Source organism: Sphingomonas sp. So64.6b, assembly GCF_014171475.1.
In the GTDB taxonomy this organism is placed as follows: Bacteria; Pseudomonadota; Alphaproteobacteria; order Sphingomonadales; family Sphingomonadaceae; genus Sphingomonas; species Sphingomonas alpina_A.
Map to the genome: position 1 here is coordinate 3,873,190 of NZ_CP048817.1, position 18,573 is coordinate 3,891,762.

20 protein-coding genes are annotated in these 18,573 nt (G+C 65.2%); 18 read left to right on the forward strand and 2 right to left on the reverse strand.

Going from position 1 to position 18,573, the window contains the following annotated elements; all coding sequences use genetic code 11:
- The first annotated feature begins 159 nt into the window (after nucleotides 1-159).
- From G4G27_RS18435 to fliA, 8 genes are all read left to right on the forward strand, one after another.
- Entirely contained in the window at nucleotides 160-852 is a 693-nt protein-coding gene (locus G4G27_RS18435) for a MotA/TolQ/ExbB proton channel family protein (protein WP_183109986.1), read from the forward strand.
- Nucleotides 849-1,391, forward strand: coding sequence for a flagellar motor protein MotB (locus tag G4G27_RS18440; RefSeq protein WP_183109987.1), 543 nt, complete (start codon nucleotides 849-851; stop codon nucleotides 1,389-1,391). Before G4G27_RS18435 ends, G4G27_RS18440 begins: the two co-directional genes overlap by 4 nt.
- Before the next feature lie 44 nt (nucleotides 1,392-1,435).
- Nucleotides 1,436-1,978: a flagella basal body P-ring formation protein FlgA gene (locus G4G27_RS18445; RefSeq protein ID WP_183109988.1), complete on the forward strand. Its 543-nt coding sequence runs from the start codon at nucleotides 1,436-1,438 to the stop codon at nucleotides 1,976-1,978.
- Between the two features lie 93 nt (nucleotides 1,979-2,071).
- On the forward strand, nucleotides 2,072-2,371 hold the full coding sequence (flgM, locus tag G4G27_RS18450) for a flagellar biosynthesis anti-sigma factor FlgM (protein WP_183109989.1): 300 nt from the start codon (nucleotides 2,072-2,074) through the stop codon (nucleotides 2,369-2,371).
- Nucleotides 2,358-2,675, forward strand: coding sequence for a flagellar protein FlgN (locus G4G27_RS18455; protein WP_183109990.1), 318 nt, complete (start codon nucleotides 2,358-2,360; stop codon nucleotides 2,673-2,675). Before flgM ends, G4G27_RS18455 begins: the two co-directional genes overlap by 14 nt.
- Before the next feature lie 99 nt (nucleotides 2,676-2,774).
- Complete coding sequence (locus G4G27_RS18460) at nucleotides 2,775-3,671, forward strand: lytic transglycosylase domain-containing protein (protein WP_183109991.1); 897 nt, start codon at nucleotides 2,775-2,777, stop codon at nucleotides 3,669-3,671.
- Nucleotides 3,672-3,674: 3 nt separating this feature from the next.
- Complete coding sequence (gene flhA, locus G4G27_RS18465; RefSeq protein ID WP_183109992.1) at nucleotides 3,675-5,756, forward strand: flagellar biosynthesis protein FlhA; 2,082 nt, start codon at nucleotides 3,675-3,677, stop codon at nucleotides 5,754-5,756.
- Nucleotides 5,753-6,502, forward strand: a complete 750-nt coding sequence (gene fliA / locus G4G27_RS18470) for an RNA polymerase sigma factor FliA (protein ID WP_183109993.1) — start codon at nucleotides 5,753-5,755, stop codon at nucleotides 6,500-6,502. The genes flhA and fliA overlap by 4 nt, the downstream gene beginning before the upstream one ends.
- A gap of 9 nt (nucleotides 6,503-6,511) precedes the next feature.
- On the opposite strand, the gene G4G27_RS18475 is transcribed toward fliA, so the two are convergent.
- Nucleotides 6,512-7,426 (reverse strand): LysR family transcriptional regulator, encoded by a 915-nt coding sequence (locus G4G27_RS18475; RefSeq protein ID WP_183109994.1) that lies wholly within the window; start codon nucleotides 7,424-7,426, stop codon nucleotides 6,512-6,514.
- 94 nt (nucleotides 7,427-7,520) lie between these two features.
- On the opposite strand from G4G27_RS18475, the gene G4G27_RS18480 reads away from it, so the two are divergent.
- The gene (locus tag G4G27_RS18480) at nucleotides 7,521-8,696 is read left to right on the forward strand and encodes an MFS transporter (protein ID WP_183109995.1); all 1,176 of its coding nucleotides are present in this window, start codon (nucleotides 7,521-7,523) and stop codon (nucleotides 8,694-8,696) included.
- Between the two features lie 125 nt (nucleotides 8,697-8,821).
- On the opposite strand, the gene G4G27_RS18485 is transcribed toward G4G27_RS18480, so the two are convergent.
- The gene (locus G4G27_RS18485; protein ID WP_183109996.1) at nucleotides 8,822-9,640 is read right to left on the reverse strand and encodes a flagellin; all 819 of its coding nucleotides are present in this window, start codon (nucleotides 9,638-9,640) and stop codon (nucleotides 8,822-8,824) included.
- A 294-nt stretch (nucleotides 9,641-9,934) separates the two neighbouring features.
- On the opposite strand from G4G27_RS18485, the gene G4G27_RS18490 reads away from it, so the two are divergent.
- From G4G27_RS18490 to G4G27_RS18530, 9 genes are read left to right on the forward strand one after another with little or no spacing between them, the layout of a single operon-like run.
- On the forward strand, nucleotides 9,935-11,209 hold the full coding sequence (locus tag G4G27_RS18490; RefSeq protein WP_183109997.1) for a sigma-54 dependent transcriptional regulator: 1,275 nt from the start codon (nucleotides 9,935-9,937) through the stop codon (nucleotides 11,207-11,209).
- Nucleotides 11,206-11,568: a flagellar hook-basal body complex protein FliE gene (gene fliE / locus G4G27_RS18495; RefSeq protein WP_183109998.1), complete on the forward strand. Its 363-nt coding sequence runs from the start codon at nucleotides 11,206-11,208 to the stop codon at nucleotides 11,566-11,568. The genes G4G27_RS18490 and fliE overlap by 4 nt, the downstream gene beginning before the upstream one ends.
- Nucleotides 11,569-11,571: 3 nt before the next feature.
- The gene (gene fliF, locus G4G27_RS18500; protein ID WP_183109999.1) at nucleotides 11,572-13,242 is read left to right on the forward strand and encodes a flagellar basal-body MS-ring/collar protein FliF; all 1,671 of its coding nucleotides are present in this window, start codon (nucleotides 11,572-11,574) and stop codon (nucleotides 13,240-13,242) included.
- Nucleotides 13,239-14,246 carry a flagellar motor switch protein FliG gene (gene fliG, locus G4G27_RS18505; RefSeq protein ID WP_183110000.1) on the forward strand — a complete coding sequence of 336 codons (1,008 nt, stop codon included), beginning with the start codon at nucleotides 13,239-13,241 and terminating at the stop codon, nucleotides 14,244-14,246. Before fliF ends, fliG begins: the two co-directional genes overlap by 4 nt.
- Nucleotides 14,239-14,964, forward strand: a complete 726-nt coding sequence (locus tag G4G27_RS18510; RefSeq protein WP_183110001.1) for a FliH/SctL family protein — start codon at nucleotides 14,239-14,241, stop codon at nucleotides 14,962-14,964. The genes fliG and G4G27_RS18510 overlap by 8 nt, the downstream gene beginning before the upstream one ends.
- Nucleotides 14,965-14,987: 23 nt before the next feature.
- Entirely contained in the window at nucleotides 14,988-16,316 is a 1,329-nt protein-coding gene (locus G4G27_RS18515) for a FliI/YscN family ATPase (RefSeq protein WP_183110002.1), read from the forward strand.
- A 1-nt stretch (nucleotide 16,317) separates the two neighbouring features.
- Entirely contained in the window at nucleotides 16,318-16,737 is a 420-nt protein-coding gene (locus G4G27_RS18520) for a hypothetical protein (RefSeq protein ID WP_183110003.1), read from the forward strand.
- A 37-nt stretch (nucleotides 16,738-16,774) separates the two neighbouring features.
- Complete coding sequence (locus tag G4G27_RS18525) at nucleotides 16,775-17,932, forward strand: flagellar hook-length control protein FliK (protein ID WP_183110004.1); 1,158 nt, start codon at nucleotides 16,775-16,777, stop codon at nucleotides 17,930-17,932.
- A gap of 17 nt (nucleotides 17,933-17,949) precedes the next feature.
- The gene (locus tag G4G27_RS18530) at nucleotides 17,950-18,567 is read left to right on the forward strand and encodes a flagellar basal body-associated FliL family protein (RefSeq protein WP_183110005.1); all 618 of its coding nucleotides are present in this window, start codon (nucleotides 17,950-17,952) and stop codon (nucleotides 18,565-18,567) included.
- Nucleotides 18,568-18,573 lie beyond the last annotated feature (6 nt).

Below are 18,573 nucleotides of genomic sequence, written 5' to 3' on the forward strand. Positions count from 1 at the left end.
GCCCGATCCCGCTCCGATGGCGGTCCACAGGCATTCGGACGGCAGAGCGGGCGGCAACACTTTGCCGGTCGGCGGCAATCATTGCCGTTGGCGCCGGCCCGACGGCAAGGTGCAGCACGGTGTCGGCGAACTGGCCCGCCCCTTGCAGTAATCGCGCCGATGACATCCGCAGCCACAGTCGCCCAGATGCTGGGCCCATTCCTCGATCCCGCCGCGATCGCCATTGTCGGCGGCGGCACGTTGCTCGCCGTCGTGCTGCGCACGTCGCTGCGCGACCTGGCCGGAGCGATGGCGGCGCTGGCCAGCCTACCGCGCCGCCGCTTCGATGCTACGCCACTGATCGATCAGATCGCAGCGCTTGGGCGGATCGCCCGGCGCCACGGCGTGATGGCGCTCGATCGCTCGGTGATCGCCGATCCCGATGTCGCCGCCGCCGTCGCCGCGATCGTCGATGGCCAGGGGCCGGACGACGTCGCGGAGATCGTCCAGCATTGCCGCCGCGCGCGGATCGAGCGTCAGCTCGCCGCGGTCGAAGTGTGGAACGGCGCCGCCGAGGTCGCCCCGGCAATGGGCATGATCGGAACGCTGATCGGCCTGGTCGCGATGTTCACCCGGATGACCGACACGAGCGCGATCGGCGCGGCGATGGCGATCGCACTGCTCGCGACGTTATATGGCGCGATCCTCGCCAATCTGGTCGCCGCACCGATCGCGACGCGACTTAAACGCCGGGCCCGGATCGAAGCGTTCGAACGGACACGGCTGGAAGGACCCCTGATCGCGCTCGCCATGCGTGAGCGCCCGCGCGGCATGGAACGGCCCGTGATCGCCGAATTGGCCGGCGTCGCATGACGATCGAGGATTTCCCCGAAGATGTGCCGGGCCGCCCGGCCTGGCTGATGACGCTCGCCGATCTGGCGCTGCTGCTGGTCGGTTTCTTCGTATTCGTGCAGGCAGCGCAACATCTCGATCAGAACGCGCTCGCCAAAGGTATCCGCGAGGGTTTCGGCGCGCCGGCCAGCACGATTGTGGTGCCGGTCGAGCCGATGCCGGTCGCGGCCGCCGCGATGCTCAATTTCGCGCCGGGTTCGGCGGCATTGCCGTCATCGCCCACCGGCCTGATCGCCTGGGCGCGCGAGGCAACCCGCGACCCCCGCGTCACGCTGAAGATCAGCGGCGGCACCGATGGCTCCGCGACCGATGTCGATGCCGGCACCGGCAGCGGCGCCGTACTCGCCGCCGACCGCGCCCGCGCGGTTGCCGCCGAACTTGCGCGCGGCAAGGCGGTCGCGCCGGGCCGCATGACCATCGTCAACACTGTCACTGCCAATCGCCGGTCCGTCATCGTGACGATCGGCTTCGAGGGCGATCATACCGGCAACCGGCAATGATCGGCCGCCCGGCAACCCTATCCTGCCGTTCTGGAGACAACATCATGTTCCGTCCCTTCCTTGCCGCATTGCTGCCCGCGCTCATGATCGCGGCACCGGCCAGCGCAGCGCCCTTTCAGGATACCGTCTCGCTCGACCGCGCCGTCGCCGCCTTTACCGGGCGCGGAATCGGCGACCTGGGTGGAGCACGCAGTGTCGTCGATGGACGATTGAAGCTCGCGCAATGCGCCACGCTTGCTCTGTCATGGCGTTCCGACGCGCATGACGCGGTGGTCGTATCGTGCACCGGGCCGGAATGGCGCATCTTCGTACCGGTCCGTTTCGCGGCGACCGAACCGCGCAAGGCCGCGCCGCAAACCGTCGCGGCGGTGATCCCGGCACCAAAGGTCGACCCGGTGATCAAGCGCGGCGACCCGGTGACGATCGAGGCCGGATCGCCTGGTTTCTCGATCACGCGCGAGGGAGTCGCGGCAGGCGATGCGGCCCCGGGCGGGCGTTTCCTGGTCAAGATCGATGGCGGCCGGGCACCGGTCCAGGCGGTCGCGGTGGCCAGCGGACGCGCGACCCTGCCCGGATGGGCGGAATAATCGCCCTCCCCCGAACAAGCCGAATAATTTTTGTAAAGGTTTGCGCAATGCTGTCGTTTATCCCTGTGTGGCATGACCCGGAAAGGGGCGAACATGGTGGATCCTCTCGGCGCAAAGCCGGTTCAGACCGGCGATCGTGGCATTGCCCCGATCGAGCGCGTCGTGGCGCTGGCCGCCGTGCAGAAGCCGACCGCACCGGAAACGGAAATGGTCAGCCAATCTTCGCTCGCCACCGCGGCGAAGGAATTCTCCGCCAAGCCGCCAATCGACCACGAGCGTATCGCAAAGATCCGCAGGGCGATCGAGGAAGGCACTTTCCCGATCTATCCCGCGCAGATCGCCGATCGGTTGATCGCGTTGAAGTACGAATGGACCGGCCATGACGAGGCGTGACGCCCTGATCAGCGTGATCGATTCGCTGCACACCGAAATCGCCGCGCTGAAGGCCAATGATATCGAGGCGCTGGAGCGCGCGACCCAGGCGAAACTTGCCGGGATCGACACGATCGCATCGATGGGCACCGCGCCGGTCGGCCCCGAGCTGCGCGAACTCGCCGAAGAGGCCAATCGCCTCAACGAGACCTGCCGCATCTATGTGAACCTGATGGCGGCAAATGTTCGCCGTCGCCTGCAAACTCTGACCGGCGATGCCGGTGCGGGTTACCGGCCCAGCGGCGGGATCGCTGCCTACGCGTAAGGACAGCATGTCCTGCCGCCAATCGACGCTCGCGAAAGTACAGAAATGGCACGGTCCTTGCTGGTGTTTCCCTGAATAAGGGCAATCAGCCGAGGACCGATGAGTTTCAATCCGTTCGCCATCACCGGGAAAAGTTCTGGCCAGTCGGTTCAGTCGGCGATTGCGCTGGCGAGCCAGAAGACCGGAGTCGATTTCAATTACCTGATGGGTCAGGCGCAGCTCGAAAGCGGGATGCGCACCAATGCCCGTGCGAGCACCTCAAGCGCGTCGGGCCTGTATCAGTTTATCGATCAGAGCTGGCTGCGCGTGATGAAGCAGCATGGCGCCGAACATGGCCTGGGCTGGGCCGCCGACAGCATCAAGACCACCAGCAGCGGCCGCATGACGGTGAGCGATCCGACCATGCGCCGCGCGATCCTCAATTTGCGCAACGACCCGCAAACCGCTTCGCTGATGGCGGCCGAGCATGCGTCCGACAACAAGGACGCGATCGAACGGTCGCTCGGCCGCGACGCAACCGGCACCGACCTTTATATGGCGCATTTCCTCGGCCTGGGCGGCGCGCGGTCGTTCCTCGGTGCGATGGAGAACAATCCGGGCCGCAGCGGCGCGAGCATGTTCCCCGCCGCGGCGCGCGCCAATCGCAATATCTTCTATGGCTCGAACGGCCAGCCGCGTTCGCTCGAACAGATTTATAGCCGCTTCGCCGCCAAGCTCGACAAAGGCGCCAGCATCGCCACCGGCACGACCAATAGCAGTGCAAGCGACGCTTTCGCGATGAAGCCGGTGACCATGGCATCGGCGATGGAAATCGATGGCGCGACGGTCATTCCGGGAACGGGCGAGAGCGGCGACAATGCCGGTGCCTGGGCCAAGGCGACGCTCGACCAGATCAACGGCAGCACCAACCGGCAGACACAGAGCGCAAGCCTGATGCGCCCCACACCGACCACTGCACGGCTCGCTTATATGATGCTCGCGAGCCTGGGAGCTTAACGCATGGCCATTGCTCTCAAGTCGCGCGGCGTGTTGCCGCTGCTGCGCAGCTCCGCTCTGCCGCTCGCGACATTGCTGCTTGTCATCCTGATGGTCGTGCCGATCCCGACCTTCCTGCTCGACGTCTTCTTCATCATGAATATCGCGATCAGCCTCGCAGTACTGATGGTCGCGCTCAATGCGCAGAAGCCGCTCGATTTCTCGGCTTTTCCGACCGTGTTGCTGTTCGCCACCCTGTTCCGGCTTGGCCTCAACGTCGCCTCGACCCGCGTCGTGCTCGGCCATGGCCATGAAGGCGAAGCCGCTGCCGGTCATGTGATCGAGGCATTCGGCACCTTCGTCATCGGTGGCGATTATATCGTCGGCCTGTTCGTCTTCTCGATCCTCGTCATCATCAACATGATCGTCGTCACCAAGGGCGCGGGCCGCGTGTCGGAAGTCTCCGCGCGCTTCACCCTCGACGCGCTGCCCGGCAAGCAGATGGCGATCGACGCCGATCTCAATGCCGGCCTGATCACCCCGGAAGAAGCCAAGGCGCGCCGCGTCGAAGTATCGACCGAGGCCGATTTCTACGGCTCGATGGATGGTTCGTCCAAGTTCGTGAAGGGCGACGCGGTCGCTGGCCTGTTGATCCTGTTCGCCAATATCGCCGGCGGCCTGATCCTCGGCCCGGTCAGCCACGGCATGTCGATCGGCGATGCGGCTCAGACCTATGTGCTGCTCGCGATCGGCGACGCGCTTGTCGCGCAGCTTCCCTCGCTGATCCTGTCGATCGCCGCCGCCGCGATCGTCACCCGCGTCACGTCAAGCCAGGATCTCGCCGGCCAGATCGGCAGCCAGTTCGCCTCGGCGCGCACCTGGACGCCGGTCGCCATCATCCTTGCCTTGCTCGGCATCATGCCAGGCATGCCGCACTTCATCATTCTGCCCGCAGCCGCAATCGCCGGTTTCGCTGCCTGGAAACTCAATCAGCAGGCCAAGCGGCCCGCGCCGGTCGAGATCGTCGCGGCCGAGCCGATCGACCAGTCGAAGATCGGCTGGAACGAGGTGTCTGACGACATGCAGATCGTGCTCGACATCGGCTACGGCCTGGTGCCGCTGGTCGACGAGCGCCGTGGCAGCCCGTTGATGGGCCGGATCACCGGTGTGCGTCGCCAGCTGTCGAAAGAACTGGGCTTCGTCGTGCCGCAGGTACGGGTCCGCGACGACATCAACCTGCCGCCCTTCGCCTATCGCATCAATGTCGGCGGCGTCACCGTCGGCGAAGACAGCGTCTCGCCCGACGAGATGCTCGCGCTCGACACCGGCCAGGCGGTCGGCACGTTGAATGGCAAGCGCGCCAAGGATCCGACGTTCGGGCTCGACGCGGTGTGGATCGCACAGGGCGACGCCGATGCCGCGACCGGCGCGGGTTATCTCGTGGTCGATCCTGGCACGGTGGTCGCGACGCACCTTAACCATCAGCTCGGCGCGCATGCATCCGAACTGCTTGGCCCCGACGAAGTGCAGAACTTGCTCGACGGTCTGAAAGACCGCGCCGCCAACCTGGTCGCCGCGCTCTCGCCCAATCCCTTGCCGCTGACCACACTCACTCAGGTGCTACGCGGCCTGCTTGCGGAGAATGTGCCGTTGAAGGAATTCCGTCGCATCGCCGCCGCCATCGCCGTCGCCGCGCAGAAATCACCCGATGCCGACGAGATCATCGAGATGATCCGCCCCGAACTGGGCGGGCTGATCATCCAGAAACTGTGTGGCGTGCGCGAGCCGTTGCGAGTGATGACACTCGAAGGCCAGCTCGAGGGATTGCTCGGCCAGGCGGTGCGTTCCGATCCGTCGCGCCGTCACACGATCGAGCCCGATCTCGGCCGCCGCATCGTCGATGCACTGCAGCGCGCCGCCGCACCGCTGATCGCCGACGCCAAGCCGTTCGCATTGGTCGTGCAGCCGGCGATCCGCGTCGCGATCCGCAAGCTGGTGCGCACCATCTTGCCCGACACGCCGGTCATGAGCTTCTTCGAAGTGCCGGAGGAAAAGGCCGTCGAAGTGGTCGCCGTGATCGGCGCACCCGAGGCGCTGGCAGCATGAGCGCGCATCCCTTTCCCGCCGCCTTTGCTGACGCTGCGCCCCTGACCTATGGCCGCAGCGGCACGGCGCCCGATCTCGACAAACTCGCGCGCAAGCATCTGCCTTTGGTTCGGCGCATCGCCTGGCATGTCCATGGCAGCATGAGCAGCCTGGTCGAGGTGGAGGATCTGATCCAGATCGGCATGGTTGCGCTGGTCGAGGCGGTCAGCGGCTTCGAAGATCGCGGTCAGGTGACATTCGAACAATATCTCGTCACGCGCGTGCGCGGATCGATGATCGACGAATTGCGCCGTCAGGCGACGTTGACGCGCGGCGCGATGCAGCGCCGCCGTGCCTTTAACGAAGCGATCAAGGCGCTGACCGCGGAGACCGGGCAGGCACCGGCCGAAACAGCCATTGCGGAGAAACTCGGCGTGACGATTGAGAAGCTCAGGATCGACTATGCGACCGCTGAACCGCTGCGCTTCGAGCCGATCGACGACATTTATAGCGACGACAAACCATGGTTCGCGAGCGACGATCCCGATGCGTTCGAACAGCTTGCCGAGGCCGATCTGCGCGAGACGCTGATCGCGGCGATTTCGGCTTTGCCCGAACGCGAGGCGCAGGTGATCCAGCTCTATTATGTCGAGGAACTCAATCTCGAGGAGATTGGGATGGTACTGGGCGTCGGCGCCGCGCGAATCTGCCAGATCAAGAAATCGGCGCATGATCGATTGAAGAAAGTGCTCGCCAGAAAAATCTGAGGTCTCGCGTCAGCGCGGCAGCGCCTCGTCACCGAGACGTTCGACGAGATAGTCGATGAATACCCTCACCCGGGCGGGCATCGTCGCCCCGCCGACGAACAGTGCGTGGATCGGCTCGCGGTCACCCGGATTGAACGCGTCGAGGATGCTCACCAGCCGGCCCGCCGCGATATCCTCGGTCACGTGGAACGTGCCGACGCGCGCGATACCAATTCCGTCACGCGCCAGCTGAGCGACGGTCTCGCCATTGTTGGCCTCGATATTGCCCGTAACGGCCAGTTCCCGCGTGCCGCGATTGTCGCGAAACGGCCAGCCCGTCTGGTGGCGTCGAAAATTGAAGCCGATGCAATTATGCGCCAGCAGATCGTCGGGCCGTTGCGGCATGCCGTGTCGCGCGAGATAGGTCGGTGAGGCGACGACCGACCGGCCGCTATCGCCGAGGCGCCGCGCGGTCAGACTCGAATCAGCCAGTGGGCCGATGCGGATCGCGACATCCGCGCGTTCTTCCAACAGGTCGATCACCGTATCGGTCAGACTGATATCGGCCACGATATCGGGATAGCGCGCGAGGAAATCGCCGAGCAACGGCACGACGGCGATCCGACCGTGCGCCAGCGTTGCGCTGATGCGCAACCGTCCGCGTGGCGCACCCCGATCGGCGGCGATGCGTTCGGCATCGTCGAGATCGCGCAGGATACGTTGTGCGGCGCGATGATAAGCCTCACCCTCACTGGTCAGGGCGAGCGCGCGTGTGGTGCGCACAAAGAGGCGTACGCCCAGTCGCGCTTCGAGCTTGGTCACGGTGCGGCTGACCGCCGATGGCGTGAGATTGAGGGCGCGCGCCGCCGCAGAGAAACTGCCCCGCGCGACGACCTCGGCAATAACTTCCATTTCGCCGGTTCGATCAATCCAGTCACGCGCCATTTGTGCGTTTCACTCACAGATGCTTATCAATCAGTCAGCCTACAGCTTTAATCACGTGACGACCATATCCACGGCTCGCAGGGAGTCGTTCCGTATGAAGATCAATCCACCCATTCTCGCGCTGGCCGTCGGCGCCTTCGGCATCGGCGTAACGGAGTTCGCGCCGATGGGCCTGTTGCCGATCATGGCGACCGACCTTGGCGTCTCGATCCCAACCGCCGGTCTGCTGGTCAGTGCCTATGCATTGGGCGTGCTGCTCTGTGCGCCGCTGATGACGCTGACCACCGCGCGGGTGCCGCGCAAGACGTTGCTGATCGCGCTGATGGGCATCTTCACGATCGGCAATCTGCTGTCGGCACTGTCCGGCGGTTACGCGATGTTGATGGCCGCGCGGATCATCACGTCGATGACGCATGGCGCATTCTTCGGTGTGGGATCGATCGTCGCGGCAAGCGTGGTGCCGGCCAACAAGCGTGCCGGCGCGGTCGCGGCGATGTTCATGGGCCTGACCATCGCCAATGTCGCCGGTGTGCCGGCCGCGTCCTGGATTGGCGAAGTCGCCGGATGGCGCGCGGCGTTCTTCGGTATCGCTGGCCTTGGTGTCCTGGCGATGACAGCGCTGTGGCTCGCCGTGCCTTATGCAAAGCTGACCGAGACAGCGGATATGCGCGCCGAACTGCGTGTCCTGAAACGCCCGCAAGTGCTCACCGCGCTCGCGCTGACCGTGATCGGCTCAGGCGCGATGTTCACCGTGTTCACCTATATCGCGCCGATCCTGCGCGAAGAAACCCATGCCTCGGTCGCCTTCATCACCGCCATGCTCGCGGTCTATGGCATCGGCCTGACCGTCGGCAACTGGCTCGGCGGGCGTTATGCCGACCGCTCGATCGACGGCACGTTGATCGCTGTGCTCGCCGCACTGACCGGCTTGCTGCTGTTGTTCGCGGTGACGATGCACTGGCCGGTACCCGCCGCGCTATCGATCTTCGCCTGGGGCGTGGCGACTTTTGCGCTGGTGCCGCCGTTGCAGATGCGCGTGATGGCCGCCGCGTCGGACGCGCCCAATCTGGCCAGCGCGATGAACATCGGCGCGTTCAACCTCGGCAATGCGATCGGCGCTGCGATCGGCGGCGCGGTGATCAGCCTGGGTCTGGGTTATGTCGCCGTCTCGATCGCCGGCGCGATCGTCGCCGGCGCCGCACTCGTCCTGGCGCTGGCGACGCGAGGGCAGGACATCGCTGTCGCAGAGCCGGTCGTCTGCGCTACGTGAAAATGCTAAAAACCCCGGCGGTCTTGCGACCACCGGGGTTTTCAGTTGCCCGCCTCCTTGCGGAGAAGAGCCCGGTCGGCGCCGACACCCTATAGGGGGGCGGTGCCGGCGCCGTAGCCGTTAACTTAACGCAGCAGCGACAGAACGCCCTGCTGGCTCTGGTTCGCCTGTGCGAGCATCGCGGTCGATGCCTGGCTCAGGATCTGCGCCTTGGCGAGGTTGGTCGTTTCGGCCGAGAAGTCGGCGTCTTCGATCCGGCTGCGCGCGTCGGTCAGGTTCGTGACGTTCGAAGTCAGGTTGTTGACCACCGACTGCAGGCGGTTCTGCGACGCACCAAGCGATGCACGCTTGGTCGACACGACACCGAGTGCGGTATCAACGGTAGCGAGCGCGGCATCGGCATCGGTCGAGGTGGCGACGGTCACCGCAGCAACGCCGGTCAGCGTGACGGCGGTCAGCGCGAGATCGACGGTGTCGCCCGAGTTCGCACCGGTCTGGATCGAAACCGTGCCCGACGTGCCCGCCGAACCGTCGAAAAGCTTGACGCCGTTGAATTCGGTGTTCGAGACGATGTCGGCGATCTGCGTGCGCAGTTCGGTGACTTCGGTCTGCAGGTTGGTGCGGTCGTCGTCCGAATAGGTGCCGGAAGCCGACTGAACCGCGAGTTCACGAACGCGCTGCAGCATGTTGGTGACTTCGCCGAGCGCGCCTTCAGCCGTCTGCGCCATCGACATACCGTCGTTCGCATTGCGAACGGCCTGGTTCATGCCGCGGATCTGCGACGTCATCGACGATGCGATGGCGAGGCCGGCGGCGTCGTCCTTTGCCGAGTTGATACGTTTGCCGGTCGACAGGCGCTCGATGCTCTGCTGCAGGTTCAGGTTTGCCGCGGTCGAAGCGTTCGAAGCGCGCAGCGAACCGATATTGGTTCCGATAACAGTCATGTCAAAATCTCCATTATGACTCTGACGATCCCCGCCGCCCCCAAGCGGAGGGCTGAGCCGTCAAGCCATAGAACGACCGGCCGGCGACGGGATTAAGCACTTTTGCAAACCATCATCGAAAATCATTTTCGTGCCGGCGCTTTGCCTGCCGTCGAGCCAGGACGCCGCGCACGGGAGCACGCTCGCGCGTGAGGGCGGGACGTGCGCCCGGAAATATTTTGCCGGGCGGCAACGTGTTTAACGGGTCGTTTACCATCACGACCGCATGTCTCCTCGCCTCGAAGGGGGAAGTCCATGCGTTCCATCGTTCCATCAGCTGCAGTGCTCCGGCAGAAATATGCCCTGGTATCGTCGTTGCGCTCGCAAGGCTTCACGGTGCGGTCGTTCGAGGATGGCCGGACGCAGCCTGGCGACCTGTTCCTGATCGCGGAAGGTGAAGTGCCGCCCGCCCCCGCACGCACGGTGATCATCGGCGACAAGGGCCGCCATGTCAGCCCCTCGCGCGACGGCAGCCCGGCACGCATCGCCTTCTCCTCCGAAGATGCCGCCGTCGGTAACGGCTTTGTCCGCGCGCTGGTCGCCGGGGCTGAGACGCCAACTGCCGCCGACCCCGAGAGCCTCGCCCTTTATGCGCTCGCCGAGCGCGTTGCCGCTGCCGACATCACCGTGCTGATCAATGGTCCGACCGGCACCGGCAAGGAAGTGCTCGCGCGGCATATCCATCTTTCTTCCGACCGCCGCGACGGCCCGTTCATCGCGATCAATTGCGCAGCGCTACCCGAAACGATGCTCGAAGCCTTGCTGTTCGGCCATCAGAAAGGCGCGTTCACCGGCGCGTCCTCGGGCGGCGAAGGTTTTTTTCGCGCTGCCAATGGTGGCACGCTGCTGCTCGACGAGATCGCGGAGATGCCGATCCAGCTCCAGGCCAAATTGCTCCGCGCGTTGCAGGAGCGTGAGGTCGTGCCGATCGGTGCCTCGACCCCGCAAGCGATCGACGTCCGCGTCATCGCCTGCGCCAACCGCGACCTGCAGACCGAAGTCGCCGAAGGCCGGTTCCGCGCCGATCTCTATTACCGTCTGTCGGTCTTCCCGCTTCATACCAAGCCGCTCAACGAGCGTCGCCAGGACATTCCCGCGCTCGCCGCGACGATGATCCTGCGCCATGCCGGTAACCGCGTGTCGGTGCCATGGCCCGACGCCGCGGCGATCGAGGCACTGGTCCGCCATGACTGGCCCGGCAATGTGCGCGAACTCGAAAACGTCATCCAGCGCGCATTGCTGTTCGCCGCCGGCGACACGATCGGCCCCGAGCATATCGTGTTCGACCGCGCGCCGACACCGCTAGCCGCCAATGATCAACCGGTGGCCACCCCGACGACCCTGGGCAACATCGTCCAGATGCATGAATTCCAGGCGATCCGCGAAACGCTCGTCGCGTGCGGCGGCAGTCGGATCGAAACCGCAAAGCGGCTCGGCATTTCGGAGCGCACCTTGCGCTATCGTCTCGCCAAGGCGCGCGAACAGGGTGAGGACATCACCCGCCATCATAATCAGGCGGCATCGGCATGAGCGCGATCGGCAGTGTCGGCGGCGCGACTGGCGTCGATCGGGTGATGGCGCTTCGCGCCCAGATTCTCGAACGCAATCAGGCGCTGCAACGCGCCAACACCTCGGCGGGCGCCACTACCGGCGTGACCGAGACGAAGCCGACCAGCTTCGCCGCGACGATGGAAGACGCGCTGAAAAGCGTCAACCAGGGCCAAGCCAAGGCCGGCGAATTGTCCGCCGCATACGAACGCGGTGAAACGATCGACATCGCCAAGGTGATGCTCGCCCGTCAACAAGCTTCGGTCGGCTTCGAGGCGACCCTGCAGGTCCGCAACAAACTCCTGTCCGCCTATAAGGACATTATGAGCATGCCGGTATAAACCATGAGCAACGCCCTCACCCCGCAATCGAATTCGTCCCTTCCGGAGCGTTTCGCCAATCCGCTGCAGCAGATCTCCGGTCTGCTCGCCCAACCCGCGGTGCGCCGCAGCCTGCCGATGATTCTGATGGTCGGCCTGATCGCCGCCGCTGTGCTGGCATGGATGACGTTCAGCGCGGCACCGCAGAAAACCTTGTTCGCGCAGCTCAGCGACGCCGACAAGGGTTCGGTGACGCAAGCGCTCGATCAGGCGAACATCTCCAGCCGCATCGATAGCGGTTCGGGCGCTTTGACCGTCGATGAAGACGATTATTCCCGCGCCCGCATCCTCCTCGCGGGGCAAGGCCTGCCCAAGGCGACACCGGGCGGCTATGCGATCCTCGACCAGCTGCCGATGGGCGTTAGCCGCGCGGTCGAAGGCGAACGCTTGCGCCAGGCCCGCGAAACCGAACTCGCCCGCTCGATCGAGGAAATCGATTCGGTCGCCGAAGCGCGCGTGCACCTTGCGACACCGGAAGCATCGGTGTTCGTCCGCGACAATGCCGCGCCATCGGCATCGGTCATCCTCAAGCTCCAGACCGGGCGTAGCCTCGCCGATTCGCAGGTCTCGTCGATCATCAACCTCGTCGCCTCTTCAGTACCGGGAATGAAGTCCGACGCGGTGACGATCGTCGATCAGATGGGTGGGCTGCTGACCAAGGGCGCCAACCAAAGCGCGTCGGGCATCGCCAGCGACGAACGCATCGCCTTTCAGCGCCGCGTCGAGGACAAATATCGTGCGCAGGTCGTGCAGCTGCTCACGCCGCTGCTTGGCGCGGGCAATTTCACCACCGAAATCCAGGCGGATGTCGATCTGAACGAAACTCAGGCGACGCGCGAAAGCTATGAGAAGCAGGGCGCTCTGCGCGCCGAACAAGGCAACTGGACCGGCAATCAGAAGGGCGATTCCACGCAACCCGGCGGCATTCCCGGCGCATTGTCCAACACCCCCGCGCCGCCATCAACAATCTCATCACCCGCCGCCGACGCGGCAGCCGCTGCTGCCAAACCGGGTGCTACGCCGGCTGCCCCCGGCGCACCCGCTGCCGAACAGCCGGTGAAGCAGAGCGATCAGTTCGCCCGCGCCTATGACCTCGGCAAAGAAGTCTCAGTCAGCCGCACCGCGCCCGGTGCGATCACCCGGCTGTCGGTAGCCGTGCTGCTGCGCGATCCGGAGGCCGGCAAGCCGCGCAGCCCGGTCGAAATCCAGCAGATCACCCAGCTCGTCCAGACCGCCGTCGGTTACAGCCAGCCGCGCGGCGACCAGGTGACGGTGATCAGCCGCAAGTTCGCCGGCGCCGCGACGGTCGACGACAAGCAACCCTGGTATGATGCCGGCTGGCTGCCCGTAGTCGCCCGCAACGTCACCGCGATCGTCATCGCGATGCTCGTTCTGATGCTCGGCGTCCGTCCGCTCGCCCGTGCGCTGATGAAGAAACGCGACGACGCGACGCCCCGCCTCGCGCTGGGTCGTGATCTGGGCGGCACAGGCCAACCGCAAATGGCGTCATCGGTAAGCATCGACGCGATCGACGGCGCACAGAATTACGACGACCGCATCGGCATGGTGCGCGGCTTCACCCGCGATAACCCGGCCCGCGCCGCGCTCGCCGTCAGGGATATGATCAAGTCATGACCGCGCCCTTTCGCAACTATACCGGCGTCGAACGCGCCGCCGTGCTGATGATGCTGGTCGGCGAGGAAGAAGCCGCGGCAATCCTGCAGAAGCTCGACCCCGAAGAGGTTCGCCAGCTCGGCAAGGCGATGTTCGCCGTCGCCGATGTCAGCGAGAGCGAAGTCGAATTCGTGCTCGACGATTTCGTCGGCAAGGCGCGTGAGCGTACCGGCATCACGTTCGATCCGCGCCCGCAGATTGAGGCGGTGATGACCCGCGCGCTGGGCCAGGAAAAGGCCGACAGCGTACTCGCCCGGATCATTCCGACCGAGGATGCCTGCCAGATCGACCTGCTTGACTGGCTCGACGCCGGAGAGATCGCCGGCATGATCGAAAAGGAGCATCCGCAGATCGCTGCCGTGCTGATCGCCAATCTCGATCCGAATGTCGGTGCTCAGGTGCTTGAGCTGCTGCCCGATGCGGCGCAGCCCGACATTCTTCACCGCATCGCGCGGCTTGGCCCGATCACGCCCGAGGCGATCGAAACGCTGACCACGATGCTTGCCGGGCGCGCCGGGTCGGCCAAGCAATCTGCCGGCCTGACGCTCGGCGGAACGCGCGACGCCGCCAAGATTCTGTCGAGCGGTCGCAAGGCGACCGAGCAGCGCGTTATGCCGAAGCTGTTCAAGATCGACCGCGAAGTTGCCAAGGCGATCGAAGAGGCGATGTTCGTGTTCGACAATCTGCTTGAGCTCGACGATAAGAATCTGGGCACACTGATCCGCAACATCGATGGCGATATCCTGACCCGCGCACTGAAGGGCGTCGACGAAAGCGTTCGCGCTCGCTTCCTGGGTTGCATGTCGAGCCGCGCCGCCGATGGCATCCGCGACGAGATGGAAGCCCGTGGCCCGATGAAACTCAGCGAGGTGCTCGAGGCGCAGAAGGTGATTATCCAGATCGCGCGCAACCTCGCCAAAGACGGCACGATCATGATGGGCGGCGGCGAGGATGACTATGTCTGATTTCGCCCCCGGTTTCTCCGCGCGTCACAATGCCGCGGCACAGATACTGCACCAGGCCTTCTCACTGCCCGATGAAGGATTTGCGCCGTCGGATCTACGCGCCCGCGCCAAGCCGTCGGGTCCGGTGCCCTTCTCGCCGCAGGTCAATCCAAAGCATTTCGAACCGGCCGATCCCAATTCCAACCCGACCGAAGGATGGGACCCGTTCGATACGGGCACGCCATCCGGGTTCATCGATCCGATCGAAAGCGCCCATGCCGCCGGTTTTGCCGAAGGCGTCGCGGCCACGCTTGCCGAGAGCAATGAAGCGGGCGAACGCGACCGAGCGCTGCTCGCCGAGCTTGCCGCGGCGCTACGTGCCGACGATCGGCTCGACCGCGAACGCATGGCGCGCCAGTTACGTCAAACCGTGCTTTTCCTCGTCTCCAGACTGGTCGGCGAGGTCGGCATCGCGCCCGATATCCTTGCCGGCCGCATCGACGCCGCCGCCGACATCCTCGCCGACAGCGCCGAATCGGCGATGCTCCGGGTCAATCCCGACGATGTCGCGCTGCTCGAAGGCAAATTGCCCCGGACCGTGTTCGCAGTCGGCGATCCCGCCGTCGCGCGCGGTGGCTTCGTGCTCGAATCAGCGTCGACCATTGTCGAGGATGGCCCCGAGCTATGGCTCGAACAGCTCGCACTCGCGATCGACCGCGTCGCCGTACCGCCCAAATAACCCGCCAGAATGAAACGGCCCGCATGTTGAACCGCTTCACGTCCGACTATCTCGAATCACTCGGTGTCCCGGACTTCGCGCCAGCGCCCAAGGTATCGGGCCGCCTCGCTTCGTTCGATGGCCTGCTGATGGAAGCGATTGGCCTGCAATTGCCGGTCGGGACCGTCTGCCAGGTCGGCGCGAAAGGCGCGGGAGTCGAGGCCGAAGTGATCGGTTTCCGCAATGGCCGCACCTTGTTGATGAATCTCGGCGGCCCCGCGCCGCTACTGCCGCAAGCACCGGTTCGACCGATCGGCCCTCCCGGTGAAGCCGAGGTCGGCGCCGCATTGCTCGGCCGCGTGGTGGATGGCGCGGGTAAGCCGATCGACGGTCTCGGCCCGATTCGCGGCGCCGGACGCTGGCCGATCGGCGGTAAGCTGCAAAGCCCGCTCGATCGCGGCCGCGTGCTGCAACCGATGGATGTCGGCGTGCGCGCGATCAACGGCTTGCTGACCATTGGCCAGGGCCAGCGCATCGGCATCATGGCCGGTTCGGGTGTCGGAAAGTCGGTGCTGCTCGGCATGATCGTGCGCGCGGCGCAGGCCGATGTGATCGTCATCGGCCTGATCGGCGAGCGCAGCCGCGAAGTCGCCGACTTTCTCGAAACCAAGGTTGCCGGCGAAGCGCGGGCGCGTTCGGTCGTTGTCGCCGTGCCGGCCAATCATTCCCCCGTGCTGCGCATTCGCGGTGCGCTGCGCACTCATGCGATTGCCGAGGCGTTCCGCGCCGAAGGCAAAAAGGTGTTGCTGATCATGGACAGCCTGACTCGCGTCGCGCATGCCGGTCGCGAGATCGGCCTGGCGCTCGGCGAACCGGCCAGTGCGCGCGGTTACCCGCCCAGCGCGATCGCCATGCTGCCCAATCTGATCGAACGAGCCGGCACCTGCGTGTCGAGCGGCGGATCGATCACCGCCATCTATACCGTGCTTGCCGATGGCGATGACGGCAACGACCCGGTGGTCGATTCGGCCCGCTCGATTCTCGACGGCCATATCGTCCTGTCGCGTCAGCTTGCCGAGCGTGGCGTCTATCCGGCAATCGATATCGGCCCCTCGGTCAGCCGGGTGATGACCGATATCGTCGGCAAACCGCACGCCAACGCCGCGCGCGTGCTGCGACGGCATCTCGCAACCTATGAAGAGAATCGCGACCTGGTGCTGATGGGCGCGTATCGCTCGGGCGCGGATCCGGCGATCGACGCCGCTATCGCCTGCCACCCTGCAGTGATGGAATATATCCGCCAGGATCCCGACGAGACCGTATCGCTGAGCGATGCGACCGAGGAGCTCGTCGGCGTGTTCGGTCCGGCCTGAGATGGCGCACACGCGCAAGCTCGACCGCATCCTGCGCGTCCGTACCCTGCAACTCGGATTGGTTCGCGCCGAGGAGGCACGCGCCAATGAGCGAGTCGTCAGCGAGACATCGCTGAAGAATCGAATCGCCCAACTCGCCGAGGGCATCGCGCCCGCGCCGAGCGGCGGCCACGCTTTTTCGATGATCGCCGCGGCGCATTTCCGCGACCGGCTACAGCAATCGGCGGAAGCGGCGGATGCCCGGCTGCGTGTCGCCGAACAAGGCGTCGAACGCGCAGCCAATGCCTCGCGCGAAGCCAAGCGCGATCAGAGCGCGATTGAGAAGCTGCTCGCCCGCGCCGATGCGGAAGCGGCGATCAAGGCAATCCGCGCGATGGAGAGCGCTCCCTCGGTCAGGAAAATCCGGCACGATCCTTGCTGATTGCCCAGTGGCGATAATCGCCGACCGGGATGACTGAATGATCGAATTTTCGACAGCATTGGCGAGACCAACCGAAAAAGCGCCGAATAGCGCCGCTTCCGGCGGCGATCGCGCGCAGTTCGCCTCGACCCTGGCCGACTTTCTCGATGCGGGAGAGCCCGCCCCGCCCGATGCCCCGACACTGCCGGCCCTCCCGACCAAGCGGCAGGATATTGCCGGTGGCGGCGAAGCCTTGCCCGATGAGGCCGATGGCGAGACCGATCCGACGCTGATCTGGATGCCTGTCGCCTTGCCGATACCCGTACCGGTGATGCGGGTCATTCCGCTGCCTGGCACGGCGCTGAAAGGCGCGATTGATGCGACGCTGCCCGGCGGCCCCGCCCTGCTTCCGCCGACGCCCGGCGCGCCCGATCCGCTTTCATCGGTCACGGTGCCGGACTCGATCGCCGCGACCGACGCGAAGCTTGACGTGTCTCGCGTCCTGCCGGTCGAGGGAAAAGCTGCCCCGACCAAAACGGCGATCCAGCGCGTCATCACCGTCGACAAGCCGCCGGTGATGGACGACATCCAGGCATCGACGGCAAAGCAGGCTGCTTCACAGCCGACTCCGCCTGCCGCCCCGGTCGCGCAGCCAGCCAGCCAGGCGTTCGCCGCCGCGATCCTTGCCGCGGCCAGCCATCGCGAGCGGCGTGACAGCGACGATCGATCGGCCGCCGGCGCGGCGATGGCGTCCGCGCTCTCCGCCGTCGCCGAGACTGCCCACAAGCCGATCGTCCAGGCGGCCGGCGATGTGCAGCGCGCGGCCCTCGACCTGCGTCAGGACACCGGTCTGCAGGCGATGATCGATCGCATCGAAGTGCTGCGCGACGATGCCAATTCGCGCGACACGCGAATCCGGCTCGTTCCCGACGCGCTGGGCGCGGTCGATATCGCGGTACGCAAGGACGGCGACCGGCTGCACGTCCATTTCACCGCCGAAACTGCGGCCACCCGCACCCTGCTGACCGAAGCACAGCCGCGCCTCGCGGAACTGGCCGAGGCGCGCGGCGTGCGCATCGCCCAATCGACCGTCGATGGCAGCGGCCATGGTCCGGGGCGCCAACCGCACCAGCAGACTCCGACCCAACCGAGGGCACCGGTCCGCGTAGCGCGTGACACCGAGACCGAACAATCCACCGAACATCGCATCGCCTGAATTGAAGGAAACGAATGATGAGCGACATCGTAGAAGACGTGAAGGCGCCCAAGAAAAAGGGCGGATTGATGAAGAAACTGATGATCGGCGTCGGCCTGCTCGTGCTGGTCGGCGGCGGCGTCGGCGCCGGACTCTATGCCTCGGGCGCCGGCCTGATCGGCGGCGGCGCGCATGCCGAGAGCGAAGCGGCCGGCCCCAAGCTGGTCGCGAAGAGCGACCAAAAGCGTGCCTCGGAAGCCGGCGGCGAAGGCCATGGCGAGGAAGCGGCGAGCGAAGGCGTCGGCAAGCCCACCCCCAAGGGATCGGGCGGCGACAAGTTCGCGTCGAATTATTACGCGATGGAAAAGGAGTTCACCTCCAACCTCCAGGACAGCGTCCATTTCGTCCAGGTCGGCATCGCCATCTCGACACCCTATGACGACACCGTCATCGACAATCTCAAAACCAACGAGATTGCGGTCCGTTCGGCGATCCTCATGGCGCTTGGCGATACGTCCGAGGAACAGGTCTTTACGGTTGAGGGAAAGACCCAGCTGCAGCGCAAACTGGCCAAGGCGATCAACGACACGCTTAAGGAAAAAGAAGGTTTTGGCGGCGTTGGTAACGTCTACTTTACCAATTTTGTTGTTCAGTGAACAATG